The sequence below is a fragment of the Bacillus sp. FJAT-44742 genome, assembly GCF_002797315.1.
In the GTDB taxonomy this organism is placed as follows: Bacteria; Bacillota; Bacilli; order Bacillales; family Marinococcaceae; genus Thalassorhabdus; species Thalassorhabdus alkalitolerans.
In genome coordinates, this window is record NZ_KZ454936.1 from 1,391,816 (window position 1) to 1,413,256 (window position 21,441).

A 21,441-nucleotide genomic window follows, 5' to 3' on the forward strand; every position below is an offset into this window, starting at 1 on the left:
TTACCGTTTGGGTAAACAATAGCAACACTGACTATTACTAATGAGAAGGCGGGTTTGTTATGGAAAAGATTCTCAGAGCTTTCTTTTTATCACTTTCAAAAAATAATATGGCGACACAGTTTGCCAGGAAATACGGCATGCCTCTTGGAGGTTTTCGCTTTGTAGGCGGTGAATCGTTTGATCAGCTTCTTAAGGTTGTAAATCATTTAAATAATGATGGGCTTGATGTCACCATTGATTGTCTAGGGGAATTTATCAAAACAGATGAAGACGCAAAAAAATCTACAGATGATGCGATAGATGTGATCCGAACCATTAAAGAAAAACAGCTACATGGCCAGATTTCACTGAAACCTTCTTCCATCGGTCTGGAAGTTTCAAATCAAAGCATTATATATAATCTTCAAAGGCTTCTTGAAGAGGCAAAAAAGCATGATGTATTTGTGACGTTGGATATGGAGGAATATGAGACCTGTCCGAGGATTCTGGAACTCTTTAAGCACTACAGGAAACAATATGATAATCTTGGCATTACCCTTCAAGCCAACCTGAAAAGAACAAATAAGGATCTTGAAGACTTGCAGGAACTTACTCCTGCCATCCGTATTGTGAAGGGGGCGTATAATGAGCACCCTGATATTGATATTGATGACAAAGATAAAGTAGATGAAAACTATAAGAAGCTTGTGAAAACGAACCTTTTACAAGGGAGTTATACAGCAGTGGCCACTCATGATGATGACATGATCACGTATACGAAAAAAATAGTAAATGAGAACAATATTTCTACGGACCAGTTTGAGTTTCAAATGCTTCAGGGAATGAGGGAGACGTTGCAAAGACAGTTACGCGAGGAAGGATACAAGGTACGAATCTTTGTCCCTTTCGGCAAGGACTGGTTTGGATACTTTATGAAACGGATGGCCGAACGCCCGGCTAACGTAGGGTTTGCTGTAAAAACAATGCTTGAAAGATAGATAGAAGAAGAGGGGGCCAGGCTCCTTCTTTTTTTATGGCTCTCTTATATAGGTGCCTGGCACCAATTGGCGGTGTAATATAGATTTCCTTTTAATAAGGACCTCCCGTTGGTTTTTATTACAATCTCACTTTGGTGCCTGGCACCAGTCAAACATGTAATAAAAGTTCCTTTTTTTACAAAGTGAAATATATTTATAGGTTTCAGGTGTAAAAACCCGGGTCATAAGGCATGTTTAAATTGCTGTGTCCTGGGTTATTTTTATGTTATTAATCCCCTGTAATATAGCATATACCTTTACAACAATAATTTTAAGAGACATTATAAAGGTAATAACATGACCCAATTTTATGTTCACTAGGAGAGCATGGATATAGAGACAGGGTCAGTTCGAAAGGAGCGGTATTATTATCGAATTTATAATTATGTCCGCTGTAGTTGTTTTTGCAATATACGGAGGGGTTCTTTTTGTGAAAGGAAAATCAAAAAAGAATGACAAGGAAAAGGAAGAGGACGATGACACTTTTTTGTAGCACATGAAAGCACCTTCTCACAGCAGAGAAGGTGCTTTTTTTGTGGTGCCTGGCACCATAGGCAGCTGTAATATATCTTTCCTATTAAATCAGGAATTTCCTTTTTATTATTACAATCTCTAAGCGGTGCCTGGCACCATTTATCTATGTAATATAAATTCCTTTTTTTACCTTTTTTTATAAACCGCTCTTAATGTTGATATAAAACTTTTTTCCTAAATCTATAGAAAATGATAACAATTAATGGTAATATATGTAACCATTGATTGTAAATTTTTACATAGAGGTGTGTATATGAAAGCAGGTCGAGCCGGTCTTTTCATGCTGCCTTTTTTATTTATTGGCTGCTCTGAAGAGACCCCTGGTAATGAGGAAGCAAGTGTGGAAGCAAATAATGAAGAAGAAGAGAATAATGAGAAGGATGAAAAGAACAAAGAAAGTAATGAAGAAAGTAACAGTGAGGTCATAACACCAGAGAGCGAAAGCCTTGGTAACCTTTCTTATACCTTATTACTTAATGATGAAGAAACAAGCACCGTCCTTGATGAGGAGGCTGTTTTTCCAGCCCAATACACGGAGATAGACGGTGTATTGACGTTTCGTGGAGACCATAAAAGAACCTCTCCTTCCTTCGGTTCAGTTTCTTTTGAAGAATTCACCCTCCAGGAAAATTGGCATTTTACCACTGACAGCGATCCTGAGTGGGGAGGAGGGGCTGGGTGGACCGGACAGCCTGTGATTGTGAAATGGGAAGACGATATCAAGCAAATGATGAACCTTAAAGATGAATATAAAGAAAAGGATGACTTTATTGAGGTTATTCAAGGTTCCCTTGATGGAAATATCTATTTTTTAGATAAAGAAACGGGAAAACAAACGAGAGAACCTATTTACGGAAGTAATCCTATTAAAGGGAGCGTGAGTGTAGATAGTAGAGGGTATCCACTCCTTTATGCGGGAGACGGGGTTCCTCATAAGAAAAGTGAACCCTTTGGTTTTAACATATACGATCTCACAAATTATGAATTACTTCATCATATAGATGGGAGAGACTCTTCAGCATACCGTGACTGGGGTGCTTTTGACAGCTCAGCATTAGTAAACAGAAAAACAGATATGATGGTTGTTGGCGGGGAGAACGGATACTTCTACAGTGCGAAACTAAATACAGAGTTTGACCGAAAGGAAGGCACCGTTGACATAGACCCGGATGTTGCCAAGATGAGATATGAGGTTGATGATAATGATTACCAAGGAATTGAAAACTCTGTAGCCATCTATAATAACCTCGCTTATTTTGCAGATAACGGAGGAAGTATCATAGGAATGGATCTCACTACAAAGAATCCAGTTTGGGCCTTGCCGCCACTTGATGATACAGATGCTACGATCGTGATTGAAGAGATTGAAGGGGTTCCTTATTTATACACCGGAAGTGAAGTGGATAATGTAGGAGAAGATGGCGAGGCTTTCATTCGAAAGATCAATGGCTTGACTGGGGAAGAGGTCTGGAAGCAATCCTATTCTGCATTCTATTATCCTGGTGTGATAGGAGGAGTCTTAGCTACTCCTATTCTTGGAAAAGAAAATATTGATGATTTGGTTATTTTTACAGTTGCACGCCATAAGGAGAGATACTCGGGTATAATGGCTGCCCTGGACAGGGAAACAGGTGAGGAGGTATGGAGATGGGAAATGCCAGACTATGCTTGGAGCTCCCCGGTAGATATTTATGACGAGGAAGGGAACAGCTACATTATCCAGGCAGATTTCGGTGGCAACCTTACGTTACTAAACGCTGAGACTGGTGAAGTCCTGGACCAGCTCAACCTTGGGTCTAACATCGAAGCATCCCCGGCAGTCTATGAAAATACCATTATTGTTGCAAGCAGAGACGGAAATATATACAGCATTGAATTAAAGTAGGCAGTGAAGAGCATAGTTTTCTATGCTCTTTCGTATGAAAAGGAGTTTCTCACATATATATAAGTAAACGAATTTAATGAAAAGGGAAAAGAGCGTAAAATCAGTAGGCTAACAGCAAGAAAGTAAAGGAAGAAAGAAGCATACTGCCTTTGACATTATTTTAGTTATGTAGTAACATAGTATGATTTACCATAATTACCTTGATTTGCTATTTTTCTAAATGATATAATACCAATATAGTAGTATGTAATAATTCCCCAATTGTGTTAGTAGTATTACAGTTTGATTACAATGTGGTGCCAGGCACCGGCAAAGTAGTACTAGCTTTCAGCAATAGAGGATGATCTTATAGTGTGCAGCAAGGGAATAGATGTTACAGGAATATGACAATTTACTGTGGTGCCAGGCACCCTCCAGGAAGGTTCTCTGCTTTCTGGTTATATATATCAGCGGACCAACTGTCAGTTCTCGTGAATAATTGAGCGTCGTGTGCTTTTCTTTCATAGTTGGCTTTATGAGATTTCCGGAAGGAGGAAATATTTCATGCAAAACCAGCATTACGGGATCGTCACTTTTTTCCTGTTAAGCATGGGCCTGGTTATTGGGGAACTTTATTTCGGACAATTAATCTCAGTCTTAGACAGCCACTCACTGTTATCAGAACCTCTGCGTGAAACGTTAATCATTATCTTCTTAAATCCAGCCTTCTCATTATTCTTCTTGTTTCTCCTCATTCTTTCATTCATATATATAACCAATCTAATTAAAGAGAAAAAGTTTAAAGAAAAAGAACAACTTAAAAAAGAAATAATGGAAGAATTAAACCCCAAAGAGTTGGGGAGAGATTAGATAAAAAGGTGTCGTTCAATATAACGAATGGTGAAGAAGACGAGTACGCAGCTGCAGTCTTCATTTTACAGTGATTTTTACATGCCCCAATTTCCTTTGGTAAAAAAGGGTTGGGGTATGTTTTTGTAAATACAAAAAAGCCCATCCGCAGATGAACTTCTTTGTGTCGAACGCTTCTCTTAAGAGAACAATTTTAAAGAAAAGGGGGCAGCAACGAAAATGTTCGGTTGCTTATTTATATTTTAACAAATTATATCGTAAATAGGAATGGTTACTATCTAATAGTGCGATTCTCCTTTCACTGGTGGTGATCCATCAGCAAAAGGGGAAAAATCAGTTCTCTAGGTTACCTATGTTCATACAAGAAACGCTCCATATGATACATAAATATTTGGTTATAATACCCGCTGAAATACATGTCGTTCGCATGGCCTGCAAAGGGCACTCGGATAAGAGCTGCCTGCCTATTGCTTTGTTCTAGATATGCTTCTTTAAATTTCTGAGCAACCTCATCTGGAACGATCCCATCATGGGTGCCTTGAAACAAAAGAAGAAGCGGGCTTTCACCAGTAACCATGTGAGCAGGATTTATCAGTTCAGTAGTGCCGCCTATTCCCGCATCAGGAGAAAGGCTATTTCCAGATACATCGGTATAATACCTTGTATTTGCAGCTCTGAACCGAACACGGAAGAGTAGTCTTCATTGGCGAGAAGAAGGCCTAACCCAAAGTGGTTAACGGCTATACAGGTAAGCAAGCAGAAGTTACTGTTCTGAGAGAAGGTCACTCATTTCTTCTTCTATTATAGAAAGTAGGTATTCTTTTTCTTGAACCTCGAATATTTTCTTTGATTTTATCACATACTCTTTGGCTCTCTCTTTGTTTTCAAGTCCTAAGTAGTTCTCTCCGACTCGGTAAAACAGTTCACCTAACAAATACATGGTTTCTCTGCTAAGACAAAGAGAAATCGCTCTTTCGCAATGTTTGTTAGATTCATCATAACGCTGGGTTTCTGTATAAGCCCTCGATAGGTTATAGCGTAAGCGAACCTCAATAAAATCGTTTTCAGGCAGATTCAGTTTAGATAAATGATGGAGTCCTTCATTGAAGATTGGGATAGAAGCTGCATAGTTTTCTTTTTCTAAAAAAATAACCCCAATACTGTTGAAGATCTCTACCTCAGTTTTTGAATATAACGTTTTTGAACGCTCATCCCGCAAGTGAAGCGCTTTGTACAATAATTCCAGAGATTCTTCATATTTATTCTTTAAATGGTAGAGAGCAATCCCTTTATGCCACAGAAGAAACTGTCTATCCTCCAGTTCATGAAATAAAGGGTTCTTTTCTTCACTTGAAACGACTTCATATACCGTTTGGTAGTCAATGTTATCAATCGCTTCTCTGATTATCGTTTTTGTTTCATTTATATAATCGCTACGAGGGCTTGTTGATACTTCAAAAAAATAGTTAATATCAACTCCGAGCTTTTTGGCGATTTCATATAAAGTAATGGATAGAGGAATGACTTCCCCGTTTTCAATCTTACTAATTTGCGCTTGCGTACAGATTCCCTGTGCAAGTGCTTTTTGAGTAATTTTTTTTCTTTGTCTGATTTGTTTGATCGTCTGTCCAATTAACTTATATTCCATGATGTCCTCCGTGAAACGGTATACAAGACTGATTATCAAATAGGTCGCGCGAATCTTACGTGCCTGTGGATCGGATATCAATCACATAATCCCCTACTAATATACCATTTTTAGTAAGGGAAAAGGGAAAAGTGGAAATTTTGTAACAAAAAATCATTCTCCTTGTTTGTCAAGTATCCTTGGTCTACAGTAAGGAAGAATGTATTGATCTTCTTTTGGAAAGGAGTATTTTCCCAGGAAGAGTAGGAGGATAAAAGTGACAGCAAAAGAGCATTTACTACAGGAATCTATTTTATTTATAGAAAAAGCATACATGGAATTAAACAAACCAGAACAAATAGCTGGAAGAATAAAGGAAATTAAGGTAGAAATAGAAGAGAAGGGGACCTACACACACAGTTTTGAAGAACTGGAGCATGGAGCGAAAATGGCGTGGAGAAACAGCAACCGTTGTGTTGGCAGGCTATTTTGGGAGTCCTTACATGTATTGGACAAGAGAAGCCTGCAAAAAGAGGAAGAAATTGCTGCAGCACTGTTGGATCATATCGATTACGCGACTAATAGCGGCAGGATTATACCGACTATTTCAGTTTTCAGGCCGAAGGTGACCGAAAAGAGTCATCTTCGTATCTTGAATTACCAGCTGATTCGCTATGCAGGTTATGAAACAGACGAAGGAATCATTGGCGATCCTCATTCGGTTTCATTTACGAAGGAGTGTATGAAGCTTGGCTGGAAGGGGGATGGGACTCACTTTGACGTGCTGCCACTGGTGATTAAAAAAGGAAAGGAGAAACCGAAGTGGTTTCCTGTTCCAAGGGACAAAGTGCTGGAAGTGCCGATTACACATCCGGAGATTCGTTCCTTTTCAGACCTTCAACTCAAATGGTACGCCGTTCCGATTGTTTCTGACATGAAGCTGGACATTGGCGGTATTGAATACACGGCTGCTCCGTTTAACGGCTGGTATATGGGAACAGAAATAGGTGCCAGAAACCTGGCTGATGAAGGGCGGTACAATATGCTGCCGAAAGTGGCATCGGTAATGGGGCTGGACACCACATGGGAGTCAACGTTGTGGAGAGACAGAGCACTCGTTGAATTAAATATAGCCGTGCTTCATTCATTTAAAAAAGCGAAAGTAAGCATCGTCGATCATCACACGGCAGCTGCTCAATTTCGTCGTTTTGAAGAAAGAGAGACAGAGGAGGGGCGAAAGGTTACCGGTGACTGGACCTGGCTGATTCCTCCGGTTTCCCCGGCAACGACCCATGTGTTTCATAAAGAGTATGAGAATGAAGTAGTGAAGCCTAATTATTTCTATCAAGAGAGGCCATATGAATAGCATAATCGCCCTGGTAGATTTATGTATCCCTTGGTTAAAAAATGAAGCACCCCCATACTAGGAAGGGGGTGCAGGTATATTACTTTCTTCCTCCTGCGTTAAAACCATTAGCTGGACCAGGAGGAACATCGTTTTTAATATGGCCTAGTTTTTTTCCATTGTTTTCTTTAGCAGGTTCCTGAACAGGATCCTTGTAAATAACTGTCGTCTCTTTTTCTCCTGTCCATCCAACGTGACTTTTGCCAGCAGTCATATCAATGTTAAAGACAAACTTGTAAGTTCCTGCTTCATTTGCTGTAAAAGTAATTGAGGAGACATAATATCCATCTTCCAACTTTAAATCCGCATCAATTTCTTCCTCACCTATTGTCCATGTAGCATTAGCATGAGAGCCGTTTTTTAGTGCTGAGGCAGTAAGGGTAACTGTTTCATTAACTTCTAATTCAAAGGTATCAGCTTCTAATGTTAACTCATGGACATCTTTAACGAATTTACTCTCTACGTTGTTTGTTACATCTTCCAGCCGCTAACGCTCCTCCAGTAGTCCCCCCGAATACTAATGCTGCCGCCAATGCACCCAATACAAGCTTCTTATTCACTTTTCATTTCTCCCTTAGTAAATGTATTTAGATAAAAGGGCTGGATTCTCTAGTTACTCCGTGGTAGTGACAGGCAGTCACTTTACACTTCATCGCTTCCCTATGCTTTCTTTCTAGAACGCTGCCCTTACTATTTCTGTGGCCACATGATATTGGGTTGCATCGCCTATAATCAGAATTATATATTCGTTATAAAGAATTAGGAACTAGTTTTTGTAGTCAAATAGTTACATGGAGTTATGAGGGAAAAGAGTGAATAAAGGCGAATAAAAAAGAAAAATCACTAAATGGAGTATAAAAGCTCTATGGTATGTTGTTCGCTAAAAGGAATAAAAAAGCCGCTTACGTTTTGTAAGCGGCTTTCATCATCCTGTATGAGTACTTTCCTTCATTCCTGGTTTAGGGACAAGGAACCTTCCATAAAGTATTTTATAAATAAAGATGCCGCCAAGAAGCAAAAAGGAGCTGTAAAAATAAATGGAAGTCAGAGTAAATTCAACCACAGCGAGGCCTATTACAAATGATCCAATCGCAATGCCAAGATCAAAAGTGGATAAAAATGTGGCCATCGCGAGCCCTCTTCGTTCTGGCTGAGCGTTTTGCACAGCAATGGTTTGAAAGGTTGGAAAAAGTGTCCCCCAGCCAAGACCGATCAAAGCAGCAGATAATAGAAATAGGGCTGTTGTGTCTGACATGCTGAGTAAAAACATGCCGACAGCAAAAGTGATAATCGATGGATAAACAATAATATTAGCTCCCCGCTCATCAAGCCATCTTCCTGTAAAAGGCCTGGAAAGGAGCATGACAGCTGCATACACAACAAAGAAATAACTTGAAGCCTGCAGCAGACCAATTTCTTCAGCGTAGACAGGGACAAAGGATAGAACAGACGAATAAATAATAGCAAACAAGGCAGCGACAATAGAAATGCTAATCGCTGTTTTTTCAAAAAGCTGAGATCGTTTGCGCTCTATGTTCACGTTTTTCAATGCGAGGGATTTAGTTTCAGGTAAGGTAAGGATCAATGCCATCACAACCGCCATCACGCTGCATAACACGACAATCCCAAATAATACAAACGAGCTCCATTGATATATCGCCGTTAGTCCTAAGAAGGGGCCTGAGACAACAGCCAGGTTAAAGGAAAGCGAATAATAACCCATTCCTTCTCCTCTGCGTGAATCAGGGATGACAGAAGTAACAATTCCTCCCGTGGCAGTCGTTGCCATCCCAAATGCCGCTCCGTGAATGAGCCTGACAGCCATTAACCCTGTGATTGAGTCAATAAAAAGATAGAGTAGGGAGGAAATAAGAAATATAGCCAATCCTGCAAAGAGTAAGCGGTGGTTTCCTGCGGTGAGAGCCCATTTACCGGCAAAAGGACGGACAATAATGGCAGCAATTAAGAAAACAGTCACTAATAAGCCTGCTTGCGTTGAGGTTCCATTGAGCTCCTGTAGTGTATAAATTGGCAGAGTGACAATTAAATAATAGAATGCCAGAAAAATAAATAGATTACACAGTGAAATACATATGAAGTTTTTTGACCAGAGAGGTTCTCTTGGCATGTACTGATCACTCCTTAGGTAAAGAAATGGAAGCGATCCATTCTTTTAATGTATGTTCTAAGCTGTCTCTTGAGCGTTTTGGAATATGGGCAAGCATCTGTTCATTTGCCTGGACGACAGCCTTTTCCCACTCTGGGTATTCTCTTTTTGCGTAGGCGGTTAATTCGATTGTTTTGCTGCGTTTATCATTACCTGGCACTTGTTTAACGATCTCTTTTTTAACGAGTCTTTGCACATTTCTTGTTAAAGGCGGTGCTTCTACAGCCAAATAGTCTCGAAGTGCCGTTTGGGTCATCGGTCCTTTGGTATGTAATGTGTAAATGACGGACCACTGGGCACTGTACAGGTCAAAAGGCTGAAGAGCCTGGATCGTCTCCTTTGTAAGCAGACGTGATAACTGGTGAAGGGTATGGAAAAGTTCGTGATTCGCTGAAATAAGAGATCACTCCCTGTTTAAATAATTACCTGGGTAAGTAAATGTTACCCTGGTAATTATATCAGTCGAGTGGAAAAATACAATTAAATAGGAGAAAGCTATGGGATCAATTCCCATAGCTTTCTGCGGTGATCTATGATTTTTTTATATAAGAGAAAGGGAGGAGGAGAATCCCTTTCCCCTTATGTCGAGGGTAAAAAGGCAAGTGGATGGTTAGAAACCATGCTTTATAATCCTACGTTTCTTTAAGGAAGTTTATGCATGTTTTTTAAGATTTTTTGAATATATTAATGTTTTTGCTCTGTAATCATTTTCTCAAATTCATTTTTATATTGTTCGAACTCTGACTTTACCAGTTCGACAGCATCCTGGTTATCAAACCCGGCCGTTTGGCTGATTGCATGTTCGGCTCTTTGGATGGAGTGGCGGGCTTGTTCAATTAGTTTCTCATCTGGGTGGGTTTTTGCCTGATCGATTGCATTATGTGCATGCTCCACGGACTGCTGGGCTTGAAAAAGCTGATTTTGTGTTTGCAGACTGCTGATATTATTTTTCATAAGGGATTCTCCTTTTGCTCTTTATTGTTAATGTGCATGATTGGATGAAGGAATATACATAAAAGAGTCTGAGTGAATTATGCTATATATAGAATGAAAAATCACTTGCTGTTATGTAAGAACCAGCAAGTGGAGGGAAGAGTTTATTTATTCCTTTGGCAGCTAAGTATGAAAGCACGAACCTCGTCTGCTCTGATCCGTCTTTTTTCGCTTGTATCATAAGAGACACCCACTCAGGATCAACCTTAGACAAGTTTTCCTTGAACTCTTCAGTTGTTTCCAATCTTCTCATCCTTTCATCAAAGCTTTTGTTTTTTGAAGGTGATTAAGGGCATGTCTTTTCTCCTGGATGTCTTTATTTAACTGTTACTTTGGTTGGATATAATGTTATTTTATGCTATAAAACGAACAAAATCTAGTTAAAATTTACAATTAAATGAAAAGTAAAGTAATTTATTTAACAGAAATTAGGTAATGATGCGGTTTTATCGGTTTCTTTGAGCGAAAAAAAGAAAAATACGGGTTGTCTGGAGAAGCTGATGATTAGCAACATGGATTAGGGGTAAAGGTAAAGAGAGGGAAGAATTTACCGGATCATTGAGGGCCAAAAGGAAGAAAGTAATTGTACATGTAAAGGAAACAGATGAGGAGGTTTTTCTATGGAAAAAACACCAATTACCGTAGCATATGGAGATGGCATAGGACCTGAAATTATGGAAGCCACACTTAAAATTCTTGAAAAAGCAGAGGCGAAAATTGAACCAGAAGTCATAGATATTGGAAAGGACGCTTATTTAGAAGGGTATACAAGTGGAATACCTGACGAAGCGTGGGACTCCTTAAGGAGGACTAAAGTCTTTTTAAAAGCACCGATTACCACACCCCAGGGTGGAGGGTATAAAAGTCTTAATGTCACCATTCGTACAACTCTGGGGCTGTATGCCAATGTACGTCCGACGATGTCCTACTCTCCTTTTGTAAAAACCAATCATCCAGATATGGATCTTGTCATAGTAAGGGAGAACGAGGAAGATTTATATACTGGTATTGAACATCAACAGACTCCTGAAGTGGTGCAGAGCTTAAAGTTAATCACAAGACCCGGTTCTGAAAGAATAATCCGCCATGCATTTGAATACGCAAGGCAAAATGATCGAAAGAAAGTAACGTGTGTGACAAAGGACAACATTATGAAGTTGTCAGATGGTTTGTTTCACAAGGTATTTGATGAAGTGGCAAAAGAGTATAAGGATATCGAAACAGACCATTGGATTGTTGATATCGGACTTGCAAAAATAGCAGATTCTCCTGAAGCATTTGATGTGATGGTCATGCCTAACCTATACGGCGACATAGCTTCAGATATCGCTTCACAAATTTCAGGAAGTGTAGGACTGGGCGGCTCGGCTAATATTGGAGATGAAAGTGCCATGTTTGAGGCGATCCACGGAAGTGCCCCGGATATTGCAGGAAAAGGAATTGCCAACCCGTCAGGACTTCTGCATGGGGCGATTCAAATGCTTGTGCATATAGGACAGCCTGAAACAGCCTCTAAAATTCATAATGCTTGGTTTAAGACCCTGGAGGACGGAATATATACAGGTGACATCGCCAAGGGCGGTCCATCCGTTGGAACTAGTGAATTCGCTGATGCGGTCATCAAACGCCTTGGCGAGAAACCGGAAACGATTAAGCCAATGACGTATGCAAAGAATGAAGATAAAAAAGAAAACAAATACAAAGTATCTCCCAAAGCGAAAGACAGAGCTGATACCTCAATTACACGCGAACTAGAGGGAGTGGATGTGTTTTTATTTAATAATACCCATCTACCTGATGAGATTGGCACCACTTTGGAAGAGGCTGCTGGTTCGGATTTTGAGCTTGCGATTATTACGAATCGTGGGGTGAAAGCGTATCCTGGCGGCTTTACGGAGACATTTACCACGGATCACTGGCGGTGCCGCTTTTTACCGACTGCTGCGAATGGTAAGACAGATAAAGAAAGTATCATGGCTCTGCTAAACAGAATTACTGAAGCTGGCCTGGATTGGATTAAGGTTGAGAATTTGTACAGCTTTGATGGAAATATTGGATATTCAGAAGCCAAAAAATAGTAGAAGGAAAGCCGGGGAACGAAATGATTCCCCGGCTTTTTTGTATTGTTACAACTTGCGATGGTGCCAGGCACCGACGGCTGGCTGTAACAAAACCAGGAGAGAATCCCTGGTGTAAAAGGAAAGTAATATTACAACGCACAAGGGTGCCAGGCACCCTAGATGGGGGGTAGTGGATTGGTTTTTTCTACATGGATAAATGCATCGTAACGGTCTGACAGTCGGGATGGGACGTAGTTTCCTAAATGCTCGACTAATGGATTATAGGTTACACCAATGGCCCGGTGGCCAATAGACGTTTGAAAAAATGTACGATTCTCGTTAGTAAACATAATATATTTATCGTAACCTCCTGCCTGGTGAAGAAGATCTTCCCAGCTTCCAGCCACTGCTTCTGGAACTGTCATTTCTTCCGCAGGTTCTCCCCATTTTCTTGCAGCGGTCACCGTTCCTCTATGGGTTCCCAGACCGATGGCATATATATAATCATTTCCATATTCCTCACGAAGAAGCTGTCCTACATTCACCATTCCTTCATCAGCCATGTCGGTAGCCCGGGCGTCCCCAATATGAGTATTATGCTCCCAAATTACACCCTTGGCCTCTTTCCCGTAAAAACGAGAAATACTTCGCAGAGCCTCTGTCATATGTCTGTCACGAATGTTCCAGGATTCATTGTCGCTTGTGATCATCGTATGGTAGTAATTCTCGGCGTTGCTTGCTGCCATCGCATTGATTTCCATATTTAAGGAAGCTTCGGGATCATCATTGTAGGTTTCCTTATTCTCATGTATCGTCTGCAGAAGTTCAAGCATTTCTTCCATGCAATCCTGACCGTATAAAGCAGCGGAAATTCCGTATCTTTCAGCTTTTCTGTCAAATGGTTCAAAGCATTCAAAGGTTCTTTTTGCCTGGTCCACTTCCTCTGAATTGTTTTTGGAAAGGTAGTCTACGATGGCTTCCATGGATTCCCACAAGCTGTATACATCCAGCCCGTAAAATCCTGCTTTATCTTCATTTCTTTTACCACTCAAATTAAACCTTTTCAGCCATTCAGCAAGTTCTGCCGCTTCCTCATTTGCCCACATCCAAGACGGCCATCGTTGAAAGGAAGATAAGGCTTGTTTGCCATTCTTGTATTCTGCAGCGTCCCCCTTTACATATCGGTTCACTTCAAAGGAAGAAGGCCAGTCACCTTCCACAGCGACAAAGGAAAAGCCGTGTTCTTTGATCAGCCTTTTGGTGATTTCACTGCGAAGAGTATAAAATTCAGACGTACCGTGAGATGCTTCCCCTAAAAGCACATACTTTGCCTTAGCAGCTTGTTCAATCAGCGGATAAAGGTCTTCTGCTTGTTCAAAGGCTTTCGAATACTTTTTAATATGATCAACAACCTGGTTGGTTTTTTGCATCTTGTTCGCCTCACTTTCTTCATAGTATGACGTGGAGCGAAAGGTTCATATGTGGTATTTATTTCCCTGGTTAGTACCAATATAATCAAGTCCAGACGCAATAGGTAAGAATGGTACACTAATGAAAAAGGGAGGGGAGGAATAGTATGAACCTTATATTAAGCCGCAAAGGGATGGACTCAGGGAGCGGAGGTTCTTTTTCACCTTATGATTCCGAAACCGGGAGATATATATGGTTCCCGATTCCAGAAAGAAACAATAAATACGCCCATACCATTCGTTACCAGGATGTTTCTGTCAAAGAAGGTTACCTTCCAGGTTTGACCGGAACAACATTAAGCGATATCTATGAAACTTGGAAAAAGAAATCAAAGCTGAAATTAAAAAAGAAAGAGTTTGGAAATGTGTATGATTCTTATACCCATTTTGACCCCATGCTTGGGACTGCTCCGTGGATTGTTGACACTAACAGCAAGACAATTGGAAGGGCATTTGGACAGACTAATGCTGCTCCGCACCTGCAAAAGAAACAAGTAGGCAAAGGAGATGTTTTCCTCTTCTTTGGTGGCTTTGAAGCTATAGGGAGCAAAGAAAAAGGACATTTTATTTACGGGTGGATGAAAGTGAAGCATAGAATTGAAACATTTGAAGAAGCACTTCCCAAATTGGAGGAGTTCGGATTACAGCACCATCCTCATATGTATGAAAAGACGTTTCAGAAACTAAATTATATCTTTCTGCCTGATGAATGGCTGTTTGAGGACCTTGGTATCCCAGGGTGCGGCTATTTTTCTGAGTTGTCTTCAAGTCTTTGCTTATCTGCAGCTTTGACTAATAAGCCGGGCACATGGGAGCTTCCCTCTTTTTTTCATAAAAATTTAAGCCAGGTTCATCAGAAAACCTGGGAACTTGGGAAAGAAAGATGTACGGTTTCAACAGGAATTGGGCAGGAATTTGTAGCCTCCTGCCCGAAAGAGGGAGAGCAGTGGCTGCGAAACCTTTTTACTGAAAACCCAATATATACACCGTCCCATCAAAAATAAAGAGCAGCCAAGGTAAATGGCTGCTCTATTGCTGTAGGCTTGTATTCTCGCTTTCTTGTTGAGAAATATCCTGAGTTTTTCTTCTGTGAAGCACTGCATTGATTTCTGCACCAATGACCAGAATAATCCCTGTGAGGAAAAACCAGAACATGAGAATCACAACACCGCCAAGGCTTCCATAGGTTGCAGAGTAATTGCCGAAGTTGCTTACATAAAATGAAAAACCGAGTGAAGTTAGCTGCCAGGCAATCGTTGCAAACAATGCCCCTGGGATCGCATGCTTAAATGGTGTCTTTTTATTAGGGGCAAAATGATATAAGGCTGCCAGAATTGCAGCAATGACGGTAATGCTGATTGTCCAGCGAAGCACTCGAAAGAGAATTTCAGTCTCGCTTGGAAGGTTTACTAATGAATTGATAAAGTTAATGATGACGTCACCGAAAATGGGTAAAAGAAGAGCGATGATAAAAGCCATAATCATACCAAATGTTAAGGCTATGGATACTAGCCTTGCTTTAATGAACGAACGGCTTTCTTCCACGTTATAAGCTTCGTTTTGAGCTTTGATAAATGCGTTGATTCCATTGGACGCCGACCAAATGGTCCCAATGATTCCTATAGTCAGCAGGCCGCCCCGAGGCTCTGTTACTACACTGACAATTTGATCATGAAAGATTTCTGCCGTTTCCTCAGGCATCATATTTTCTATAACTCCTATAGCCCACTCGGGATCAATGTTTAAATACGGCAATATGGAAATGATCAGAATAAGCATAGGAACCACTGACAGTAAATAATAAAAGGCTTGAGCAGCTCCAAGCAGCGGGACGTTATCGTTAGAAATTTCCCGGCCAAGCTCTTTCCCAAAAGAAATAAGCTTCTTCATGTTTCCTCCCTTCTATTCCTCTGCTTGTTGTTCTATCCCCGGTTATGTATCGTATTAACCTTGTCTGTCACAAAAAGGGAAAAGAAAAGGAGGAGGGAGGAGCTCGCTGTGCTTTTATGTTTTCTTGATCACGGATGATTAGATAAAATGTACCAGCGTAATATAGTCAAAGACAGGAAGCTTCGTTTTTTCGTGAACAGCTTTCGCATAAGGAGATGACAAGGTGCATTCTAATAGAATGATAGAGAGAGTAAAAAATGTGGTCAGCAGATCCTCTATAACTTCTAATAGCTCCCTTTTGACTTCTTCTAGATCAATAAGCCCATTTTCCTTAATTACCTCTTCCCTGAAATGCCGCTTGTTTTTCATTCCTATAATCCTTGCCTGACTTAATGGGTAATCTAGACTTCGTAAAAAGCTTTTATTCATCCGTAAGGATTCAGCGGTGATAATGCCTACCGGGCCTGGGGTTAACTTTTTAAGAAGGGAGAGCTGAAGCAGACTAGATAAAAAAACAGGCACGGATAGCTCCTTGGAAAGTTCTTTTTGAAAAAGCTGAAAGTATCCGCAGTTTCCTGTAATGGCTTTCACACCGCTTTCTTGAATAAGGTCCTGGCTTGTCTGAAGAATTTAAGTATAAGCAGAACGTTGGTTATCAAACATGGATTGTACGGTGACCCCGGCTGCTTTTTTATAAGCAACAGGGAAAGAAAAGGTCTCAGTATTAGCCATATCACCTGGAAGAAATGGGACGTTTGTACAGAGAATCCTCAGAAGGAAGTGGTTCTTTTTGTGCGTCAATAATCATCGTTATCCTCCATACATTAATGTTGGAATGGTGAAGGGGGCTTTATTAATAGGTTGTCACAAGCCACCTCGTTAACTTCTTTAAAAAGTCTCCAGGGTTTTCAAGCATGCCCATATGTGAAGACTCTGTCTTCGCTTTTTCTACCCAGTGAGAGGAAACGGGGAAGGGTTGTTCTACCAGGTCTTTATTTCCTTCAATAAACAATTGGGGAAGAGAGGCTTCGTTCACTACTGTAACTTGATCCTTTCTGTTCTTCATAGCTTGCAGGGCTGCAATAACCCCTTCTTTTGTCGCTTGTTTTGCGTGATGAAAAGCTTCTTTCATGTCTTGTGGATCTGCATCAAAACTGAAATAATCAGGGATCTTTTGATGAATAAAAACCTGCAGACCCTGGTTTTGGATAAGCTGAATATTTTCATCCCTCTGTTCTTTGTCTTTCTCTGTGTCAGCTGCTGGTGAGCTGTATAGAAAAGCCGCCCTTTTCACGTAGGAAGGAGCATTCTCCACAGCAGCCATGGTTATGTAACCCCCCATTGAATGACCTGCCCACGTGGCTTTTTTTATGTTTAAAGAGTGGAGGAGCTCGATGATTGCATCCTTGTATTCATCAATTGTTTCCTCACCGTTATATAAAGATTTTCCGTGTCCAGGAAGATCGGGTGCAATAATATCATACTTTTTTTCCAATTCGGGAATAATTTTATCAAATACCCGGTTCGTACTTAAAAAACCATGGAGTAAGAGAAGGGGGTCTCCAGTTCCCCGCCTATAATAGTGAAGCATTCCTTTTCTCTCCTTTACCAAAATTGTAAATTTAGTATGCACTCTATTCTGTGCAGCAATGCAGATTGCTCGAGAAGAGAGAGGTTTTCAAAGAAATCAGGCACAAGGGAATACTTCTTAGATGGCACATGATATGATAGGGCTAGCATTTCTTTTATCATGAAGGCTATTAACGAACTGCGTAAAAGGAAGGTACATATGACGGAAGAAAACATTACTCGAATTAATCTTGACGGCAAGGAGCTGATCTTAATAGGAACAGCTCATGTCTCGAAAAAAAGTGCGGAACAGGTAAAAGAAGTGATTGAGGAGGAACAGCCTGATTCAGTATGTGTAGAACTTGATGAAGGCAGGTATCAATCAATTAAGGATCCTAATAAGTGGAAAGATATGGACATTTTTAAGGTTATTAAAGAAAAGAAGGCTACTCTGCTTCTTATGAACCTGGTCATATCTTCTTCTCAAAAAAGGGTGGCTAAACAGTTTGGGATCAAGCCCGGTCAGGAAATGATTCAAGGGATCGACTCGGCTAAGGAAATAGACGCTGAATTAGTGCTGGCAGACAGAAATATCCAAACGACCTTCGCAAGAATCTGGCATGGTATTGGACTTGGAGGAAAAGCGAAACTCATGGTGCTGATTACTTCGAGTATATTTAATAAAGATACCATCTCGGAAGAAGAGCTTGAAAAGATGAAAACCCAGGATACGTTAAACGCGATTCTCGATGAATTTACGACATCCTTTCCTAAATTAAAAAAACCATTGATTGATGAGAGGGATCAGTATTTAGCACAGAAAATCAAAGAAGCTCCAGGAGATAAAGTCGTAGCCGTTCTGGGGGCAGCTCATGTTCCTGGAATTAAAAAGGAGCTCTACAACGAGCAGGACTTAAAGAAACTGGATGAGGTGCCTCCAAAATCAAAAGTACCCAAAATGATTGCCTGGGCGATTCCTCTTTTGATCTTAGGAATCATTGCTTATACTTTTTATACAAACCCATCAGCGGGCCTATATCAAACGCTAAGCTGGATTCTTTGGAATGGAAGCTTTTCAGCCATTGGAGCAGCAATTGCTTTAGGCCATCCATTAGCTGTTCTAACTGCATTTCTCATTGCTCCGTTAAGCTCGCTCAATCCTTTAATGGCAGCAGGCTGGTTTGCAGGAATTGTCCAGGCTACGTTACGCCGGCCAAAGGTGGATGACTTTGAAAATCTGGCAGATGATGTATCAACCGCAAAGGGGTTTTGGAATAACAAAGTAACCAGGATCTTGCTGATTGTCATTTTAACAAACATAGGAAGCACCCTTGGAACGATCATTGGAGGAGCAGATGTCATCCGGGTATTTCTTGAAAACCTATAATTAAAAAAAGCTTGCGCTCATGGGGCGCAAGCTTTTTCATGGTTCTTAAGCGATCTTTTCTTCTTGTTGTTTTTGAGCTCTTTCTTTCATAATATCTCTGCGAAGCAGGATAGAAATCAGGAAAGCCAATATGATTAGGGCTGTAAATACATAGAAGACTGGAATGTAGCTTTGAGTAGCTTCTCTAATCTGGGAAACTACCATCGGCCCTAATACCCCTCCAAGAGACCAGGTTGTTAAGAGGTATCCATGAATAGCCCCTAATTGTTTGGTTCCAAACATATCTCCAATAAAGGCCGGCAGGTTTGAAAAGCCGCCTCCGTAACAGGATACAACAAGGAAGATAAGAACCTGGAACAAGATTACATTTGTCGTGTTCGGTAGAACAAGAAATGCAACAAGCTGAATAGTAAAGAAAATTAAGAAAACATTATGCCGGCCTATATAGTCAGATGCAGCTGCCCAGGCAAGACGTCCGCCTCCGTTAAGAAGCCCCATAATACCAACCATAGTTGCTGCTGCTGCTGCAGAAAGACCAACCATTTCAGTAGCCATCGGTGAAGCAACTGAGATGATCATAAGCCCTGCACTTACGTTAATAAGCATCATGGCCCATAGCATCCAGAATCTTTTTGTTTTAACAGCTTGTTTCGCTGTCATCTGTGCTAAATCTTTCTTCACTACTTTCTCACCGGAAGCCATGCTCTTTTTCATTCCCTCTGGCATCCATCCTGGTTTAGGAGGCTCTATATAAGAAGCTCCTAGCATCATGAGAAGAAAGTACGCTGCGCCAAGAATAAAGAATGCAGATGAAATACCAACGCTTTCCATTAGGGAGGCAGCGATAGGAGCAGTGGCAAGGGACCCGGCACCAAATCCAAATACCCCCATGCCGGTTGCAAGTCCTCTTCGGTCCGGGAACCATTTTACCAAGGTTGAGACAGGAGAAATATATCCAATCCCGAGACCTACACCGCTTAATACCCCGTATGTCAGCCAGAAAAGAGGAAGAGAGTCGATGACAACCGCAAGCCCTGAACCTGCTTGTCCTAACCCAAATAAGACAGCTGCCAGAGTAGCAGATTTCTTAGGTCCATGTTTTTCTACAAAGGTACCAAATAATGCAGCAGAGGAACCCGCAAGACCCATCATAATGGTAAAGGCAATCGTGATACTAGAAGCAGACCAGCCCATCGTATTTGCCAGGGGAGTAATGTAGACACTATAAGCGTATGCTGCACCTATTGAAAGTTGAATAGCGATTGCCGATAACGCCATTAACCATCTGTTTTTAGTTTTTCCTTCCATATTTTTTTCCCTCATTTCATTGTCGTTTTAAAGGTTATGAAAACGCTTAACTATTACACTATATTACAATACAATCATTTGAAAGAAAAATCAAACAAATTAAATAATTTTTATAATTATGAACCAGAAATTTTTTGCATAGAAGCGCGTTGTGTAGTGAACGAGTGCTCAATCTACTGTTGTATAGGGAAATTTTACTTTTTGAAATATTATAGGAAAAAAGGAATAGAAAAGACAAAACTTTAGTAATGATATGTGAAAACGTTGTAATTGGAAAAGGAACCGAATAGGTTTCTTAGAAAAATAATTACATGGATAGAAGAAAACTAGACTAAATTTTCTAAATAATCTGCATTAAAGTGTTGATAATATTAAAGCGTTGTATTATACTATATGTAAGCGTTGTCATAAAAAGAGGATCATTTATATTATTTCGTTTTTCATATTACTTTTTCTATTTCTTTCATTTTTGATGAATAGGAAGAGGAAGGATTTTAAGAAATAGCCATAATGGGCTGTTTTTAGGAAAAAAGTACTAAAATAGGTTTGGCCGATAAATTGAGTTGTGCCCAAATTAAACGAGATTAATAGAAGGTCGCATACCGTTTAAGGGTTTGCGACCTTCTTTGTGTTTTCAGCGGTCAGCTGCAAAAGTTCGTATACTCTTTCACCGTAAGAGAAAACAAACGGATTTTTTCAAAGGTCGTAGCGGTTTGATTAATCATTTCTCTTTTTTACCTGGTTATTCACTAAGGAGTTTAGCCAGCCAAGTCATTAAGCAATACTTACTCAACCGGACAAAAGAGGATCAGGTGTTTTCAAAACAGGAAAACCTGCTTTATCTTTTCACCACCAAATGAGCCGAAGTTCAATATCCTACCTCCACACTTGCAACGACGATGTACATTAAGTCGTTTCTGTCCCCTTTATCTTCAAGAACAATCCCGCTTGTTGTAAGCATCCCCCCATCCATAACTTCAACTGAAACTTTGCCATATGGCAAGGTGGCTTTGACCTTGTCATAATCTAGCTTCTCTTTATCACAAGGTACCGCAAGCTTAACGTGTACTTTCATATTGTTAATGTTCTTATCAGGAAGGACTGACCTCATGCCAGGCATCGAATTATAATGGATGGCATTTTGAATCGCTCTGATCGATGCTGTTGTAATATCCTGGCCGTGAACATCGATCCCCATACCGGTTTCTATAAACATGATTTGTTCCATTTGCTAGCCTCCCTTCTTTGTAAAGTGATTTTCTTATTTTATCATTTTTTCACG

General features: G+C 40.4%; 20 protein-coding genes. 7 read left to right on the top strand and 13 right to left on the bottom strand.

Annotated features, from left to right (window positions below):
* The first annotated feature begins 59 nt into the window (after positions 1 to 59).
* The 3 genes from CEF17_RS06930 to CEF17_RS06940 all read left to right on the top strand — a co-directional run bounded on the left by CEF17_RS06930 (position 60) and on the right by CEF17_RS06940 (position 4,284).
* Positions 60 to 977: a proline dehydrogenase family protein gene (locus tag CEF17_RS06930; protein WP_100398884.1), complete on the top strand. Its 918-nt coding sequence runs from the start codon at positions 60 to 62 to the stop codon at positions 975 to 977.
* 826 nt (positions 978 to 1,803) lie between these two features.
* Positions 1,804 to 3,435 carry an outer membrane protein assembly factor BamB family protein gene (locus CEF17_RS06935; protein WP_157842965.1) on the top strand — a complete coding sequence of 544 codons (1,632 nt, stop codon included), beginning with the start codon at positions 1,804 to 1,806 and terminating at the stop codon, positions 3,433 to 3,435.
* Between the two features lie 543 nt (positions 3,436 to 3,978).
* A complete protein-coding gene (locus CEF17_RS06940) occupies positions 3,979 to 4,284 on the top strand; it encodes a hypothetical protein (RefSeq protein ID WP_100398886.1) in 306 nt (101 codons plus the stop codon).
* 346 nt (positions 4,285 to 4,630) lie between these two features.
* Here CEF17_RS06940 and CEF17_RS20350 read toward each other — a convergent pair whose 3' ends face one another.
* Positions 4,631 to 4,861, bottom strand: coding sequence for an alpha/beta hydrolase family protein (locus tag CEF17_RS20350; RefSeq protein ID WP_100398887.1), 231 nt, complete (start codon positions 4,859 to 4,861; stop codon positions 4,631 to 4,633).
* 186 nt (positions 4,862 to 5,047) lie between these two features.
* Entirely contained in the window at positions 5,048 to 5,932 is an 885-nt protein-coding gene (locus CEF17_RS06950; RefSeq protein WP_100398888.1) for a helix-turn-helix domain-containing protein, read from the bottom strand.
* A gap of 256 nt (positions 5,933 to 6,188) precedes the next feature.
* On the opposite strand from CEF17_RS06950, the gene CEF17_RS06955 reads away from it, so the two are divergent.
* Positions 6,189 to 7,277, top strand: a complete 1,089-nt coding sequence (locus CEF17_RS06955) for a nitric oxide synthase oxygenase (protein ID WP_100398889.1) — start codon at positions 6,189 to 6,191, stop codon at positions 7,275 to 7,277.
* Between the two features lie 79 nt (positions 7,278 to 7,356).
* Here the strand turns inward: CEF17_RS06955 and CEF17_RS06960 are convergent, their stop codons facing one another.
* From CEF17_RS06960 to CEF17_RS06980, 5 genes are all read right to left on the bottom strand, one after another.
* Entirely contained in the window at positions 7,357 to 7,611 is a 255-nt protein-coding gene (locus CEF17_RS06960; protein WP_100398890.1) for a hypothetical protein, read from the bottom strand.
* A 630-nt stretch (positions 7,612 to 8,241) separates the two neighbouring features.
* On the bottom strand, positions 8,242 to 9,444 hold the full coding sequence (locus CEF17_RS06965; RefSeq protein WP_100398891.1) for an MFS transporter: 1,203 nt from the start codon (positions 9,442 to 9,444) through the stop codon (positions 8,242 to 8,244).
* Positions 9,445 to 9,451: 7 nt separating this feature from the next.
* Positions 9,452 to 9,739 (bottom strand): MarR family winged helix-turn-helix transcriptional regulator, encoded by a 288-nt coding sequence (locus CEF17_RS06970; protein ID WP_232725443.1) that lies wholly within the window; start codon positions 9,737 to 9,739, stop codon positions 9,452 to 9,454.
* Positions 9,740 to 10,167: 428 nt separating this feature from the next.
* A complete protein-coding gene (locus CEF17_RS06975) occupies positions 10,168 to 10,437 on the bottom strand; it encodes a hypothetical protein (protein ID WP_100398893.1) in 270 nt (89 codons plus the stop codon).
* An 82-nt stretch (positions 10,438 to 10,519) separates the two neighbouring features.
* Positions 10,520 to 10,729, bottom strand: a complete 210-nt coding sequence (locus tag CEF17_RS06980) for a hypothetical protein (RefSeq protein ID WP_198508914.1) — start codon at positions 10,727 to 10,729, stop codon at positions 10,520 to 10,522.
* Positions 10,730 to 11,096: 367 nt separating this feature from the next.
* Between CEF17_RS06980 and CEF17_RS06985 the strand changes: the two genes are divergently transcribed.
* Positions 11,097 to 12,554, top strand: coding sequence for an NADP-dependent isocitrate dehydrogenase (locus tag CEF17_RS06985; RefSeq protein WP_100398895.1), 1,458 nt, complete (start codon positions 11,097 to 11,099; stop codon positions 12,552 to 12,554).
* Between the two features lie 158 nt (positions 12,555 to 12,712).
* Here the strand turns inward: CEF17_RS06985 and CEF17_RS06990 are convergent, their stop codons facing one another.
* Positions 12,713 to 13,966 carry an erythromycin esterase family protein gene (locus tag CEF17_RS06990; RefSeq protein WP_100398896.1) on the bottom strand — a complete coding sequence of 418 codons (1,254 nt, stop codon included), beginning with the start codon at positions 13,964 to 13,966 and terminating at the stop codon, positions 12,713 to 12,715.
* A gap of 146 nt (positions 13,967 to 14,112) precedes the next feature.
* Between CEF17_RS06990 and CEF17_RS06995 the strand changes: the two genes are divergently transcribed.
* The gene (locus CEF17_RS06995; RefSeq protein ID WP_100398897.1) at positions 14,113 to 15,009 is read left to right on the top strand and encodes an Nmad3 family putative nucleotide modification protein; all 897 of its coding nucleotides are present in this window, start codon (positions 14,113 to 14,115) and stop codon (positions 15,007 to 15,009) included.
* A gap of 25 nt (positions 15,010 to 15,034) precedes the next feature.
* Here the strand turns inward: CEF17_RS06995 and CEF17_RS07000 are convergent, their stop codons facing one another.
* The 3 genes from CEF17_RS07000 to CEF17_RS07010 form a co-directional block, all read right to left on the bottom strand.
* On the bottom strand, positions 15,035 to 15,895 hold the full coding sequence (locus tag CEF17_RS07000) for a YihY/virulence factor BrkB family protein (RefSeq protein ID WP_100398898.1): 861 nt from the start codon (positions 15,893 to 15,895) through the stop codon (positions 15,035 to 15,037).
* A 138-nt stretch (positions 15,896 to 16,033) separates the two neighbouring features.
* A complete protein-coding gene (locus CEF17_RS07005; RefSeq protein WP_100398899.1) occupies positions 16,034 to 16,486 on the bottom strand; it encodes an aspartate/glutamate racemase family protein in 453 nt (150 codons plus the stop codon).
* A gap of 262 nt (positions 16,487 to 16,748) precedes the next feature.
* Positions 16,749 to 17,486 carry an alpha/beta fold hydrolase gene (locus tag CEF17_RS07010; protein ID WP_100398900.1) on the bottom strand — a complete coding sequence of 246 codons (738 nt, stop codon included), beginning with the start codon at positions 17,484 to 17,486 and terminating at the stop codon, positions 16,749 to 16,751.
* Between the two features lie 198 nt (positions 17,487 to 17,684).
* Here CEF17_RS07010 and CEF17_RS07015 point away from each other — a divergent pair, with 198 nt between their 5' ends.
* A complete protein-coding gene (locus tag CEF17_RS07015) occupies positions 17,685 to 18,851 on the top strand; it encodes a TraB/GumN family protein (protein WP_100398901.1) in 1,167 nt (388 codons plus the stop codon).
* A gap of 45 nt (positions 18,852 to 18,896) precedes the next feature.
* Here the strand turns inward: CEF17_RS07015 and CEF17_RS07020 are convergent, their stop codons facing one another.
* Positions 18,897 to 20,159 carry an L-lactate MFS transporter gene (locus CEF17_RS07020; protein WP_100398902.1) on the bottom strand — a complete coding sequence of 421 codons (1,263 nt, stop codon included), beginning with the start codon at positions 20,157 to 20,159 and terminating at the stop codon, positions 18,897 to 18,899.
* A gap of 868 nt (positions 20,160 to 21,027) precedes the next feature.
* Positions 21,028 to 21,387 (bottom strand): Lin0512 family protein, encoded by a 360-nt coding sequence (locus CEF17_RS07025; RefSeq protein ID WP_100398903.1) that lies wholly within the window; start codon positions 21,385 to 21,387, stop codon positions 21,028 to 21,030.
* Positions 21,388 to 21,441 lie beyond the last annotated feature (54 nt).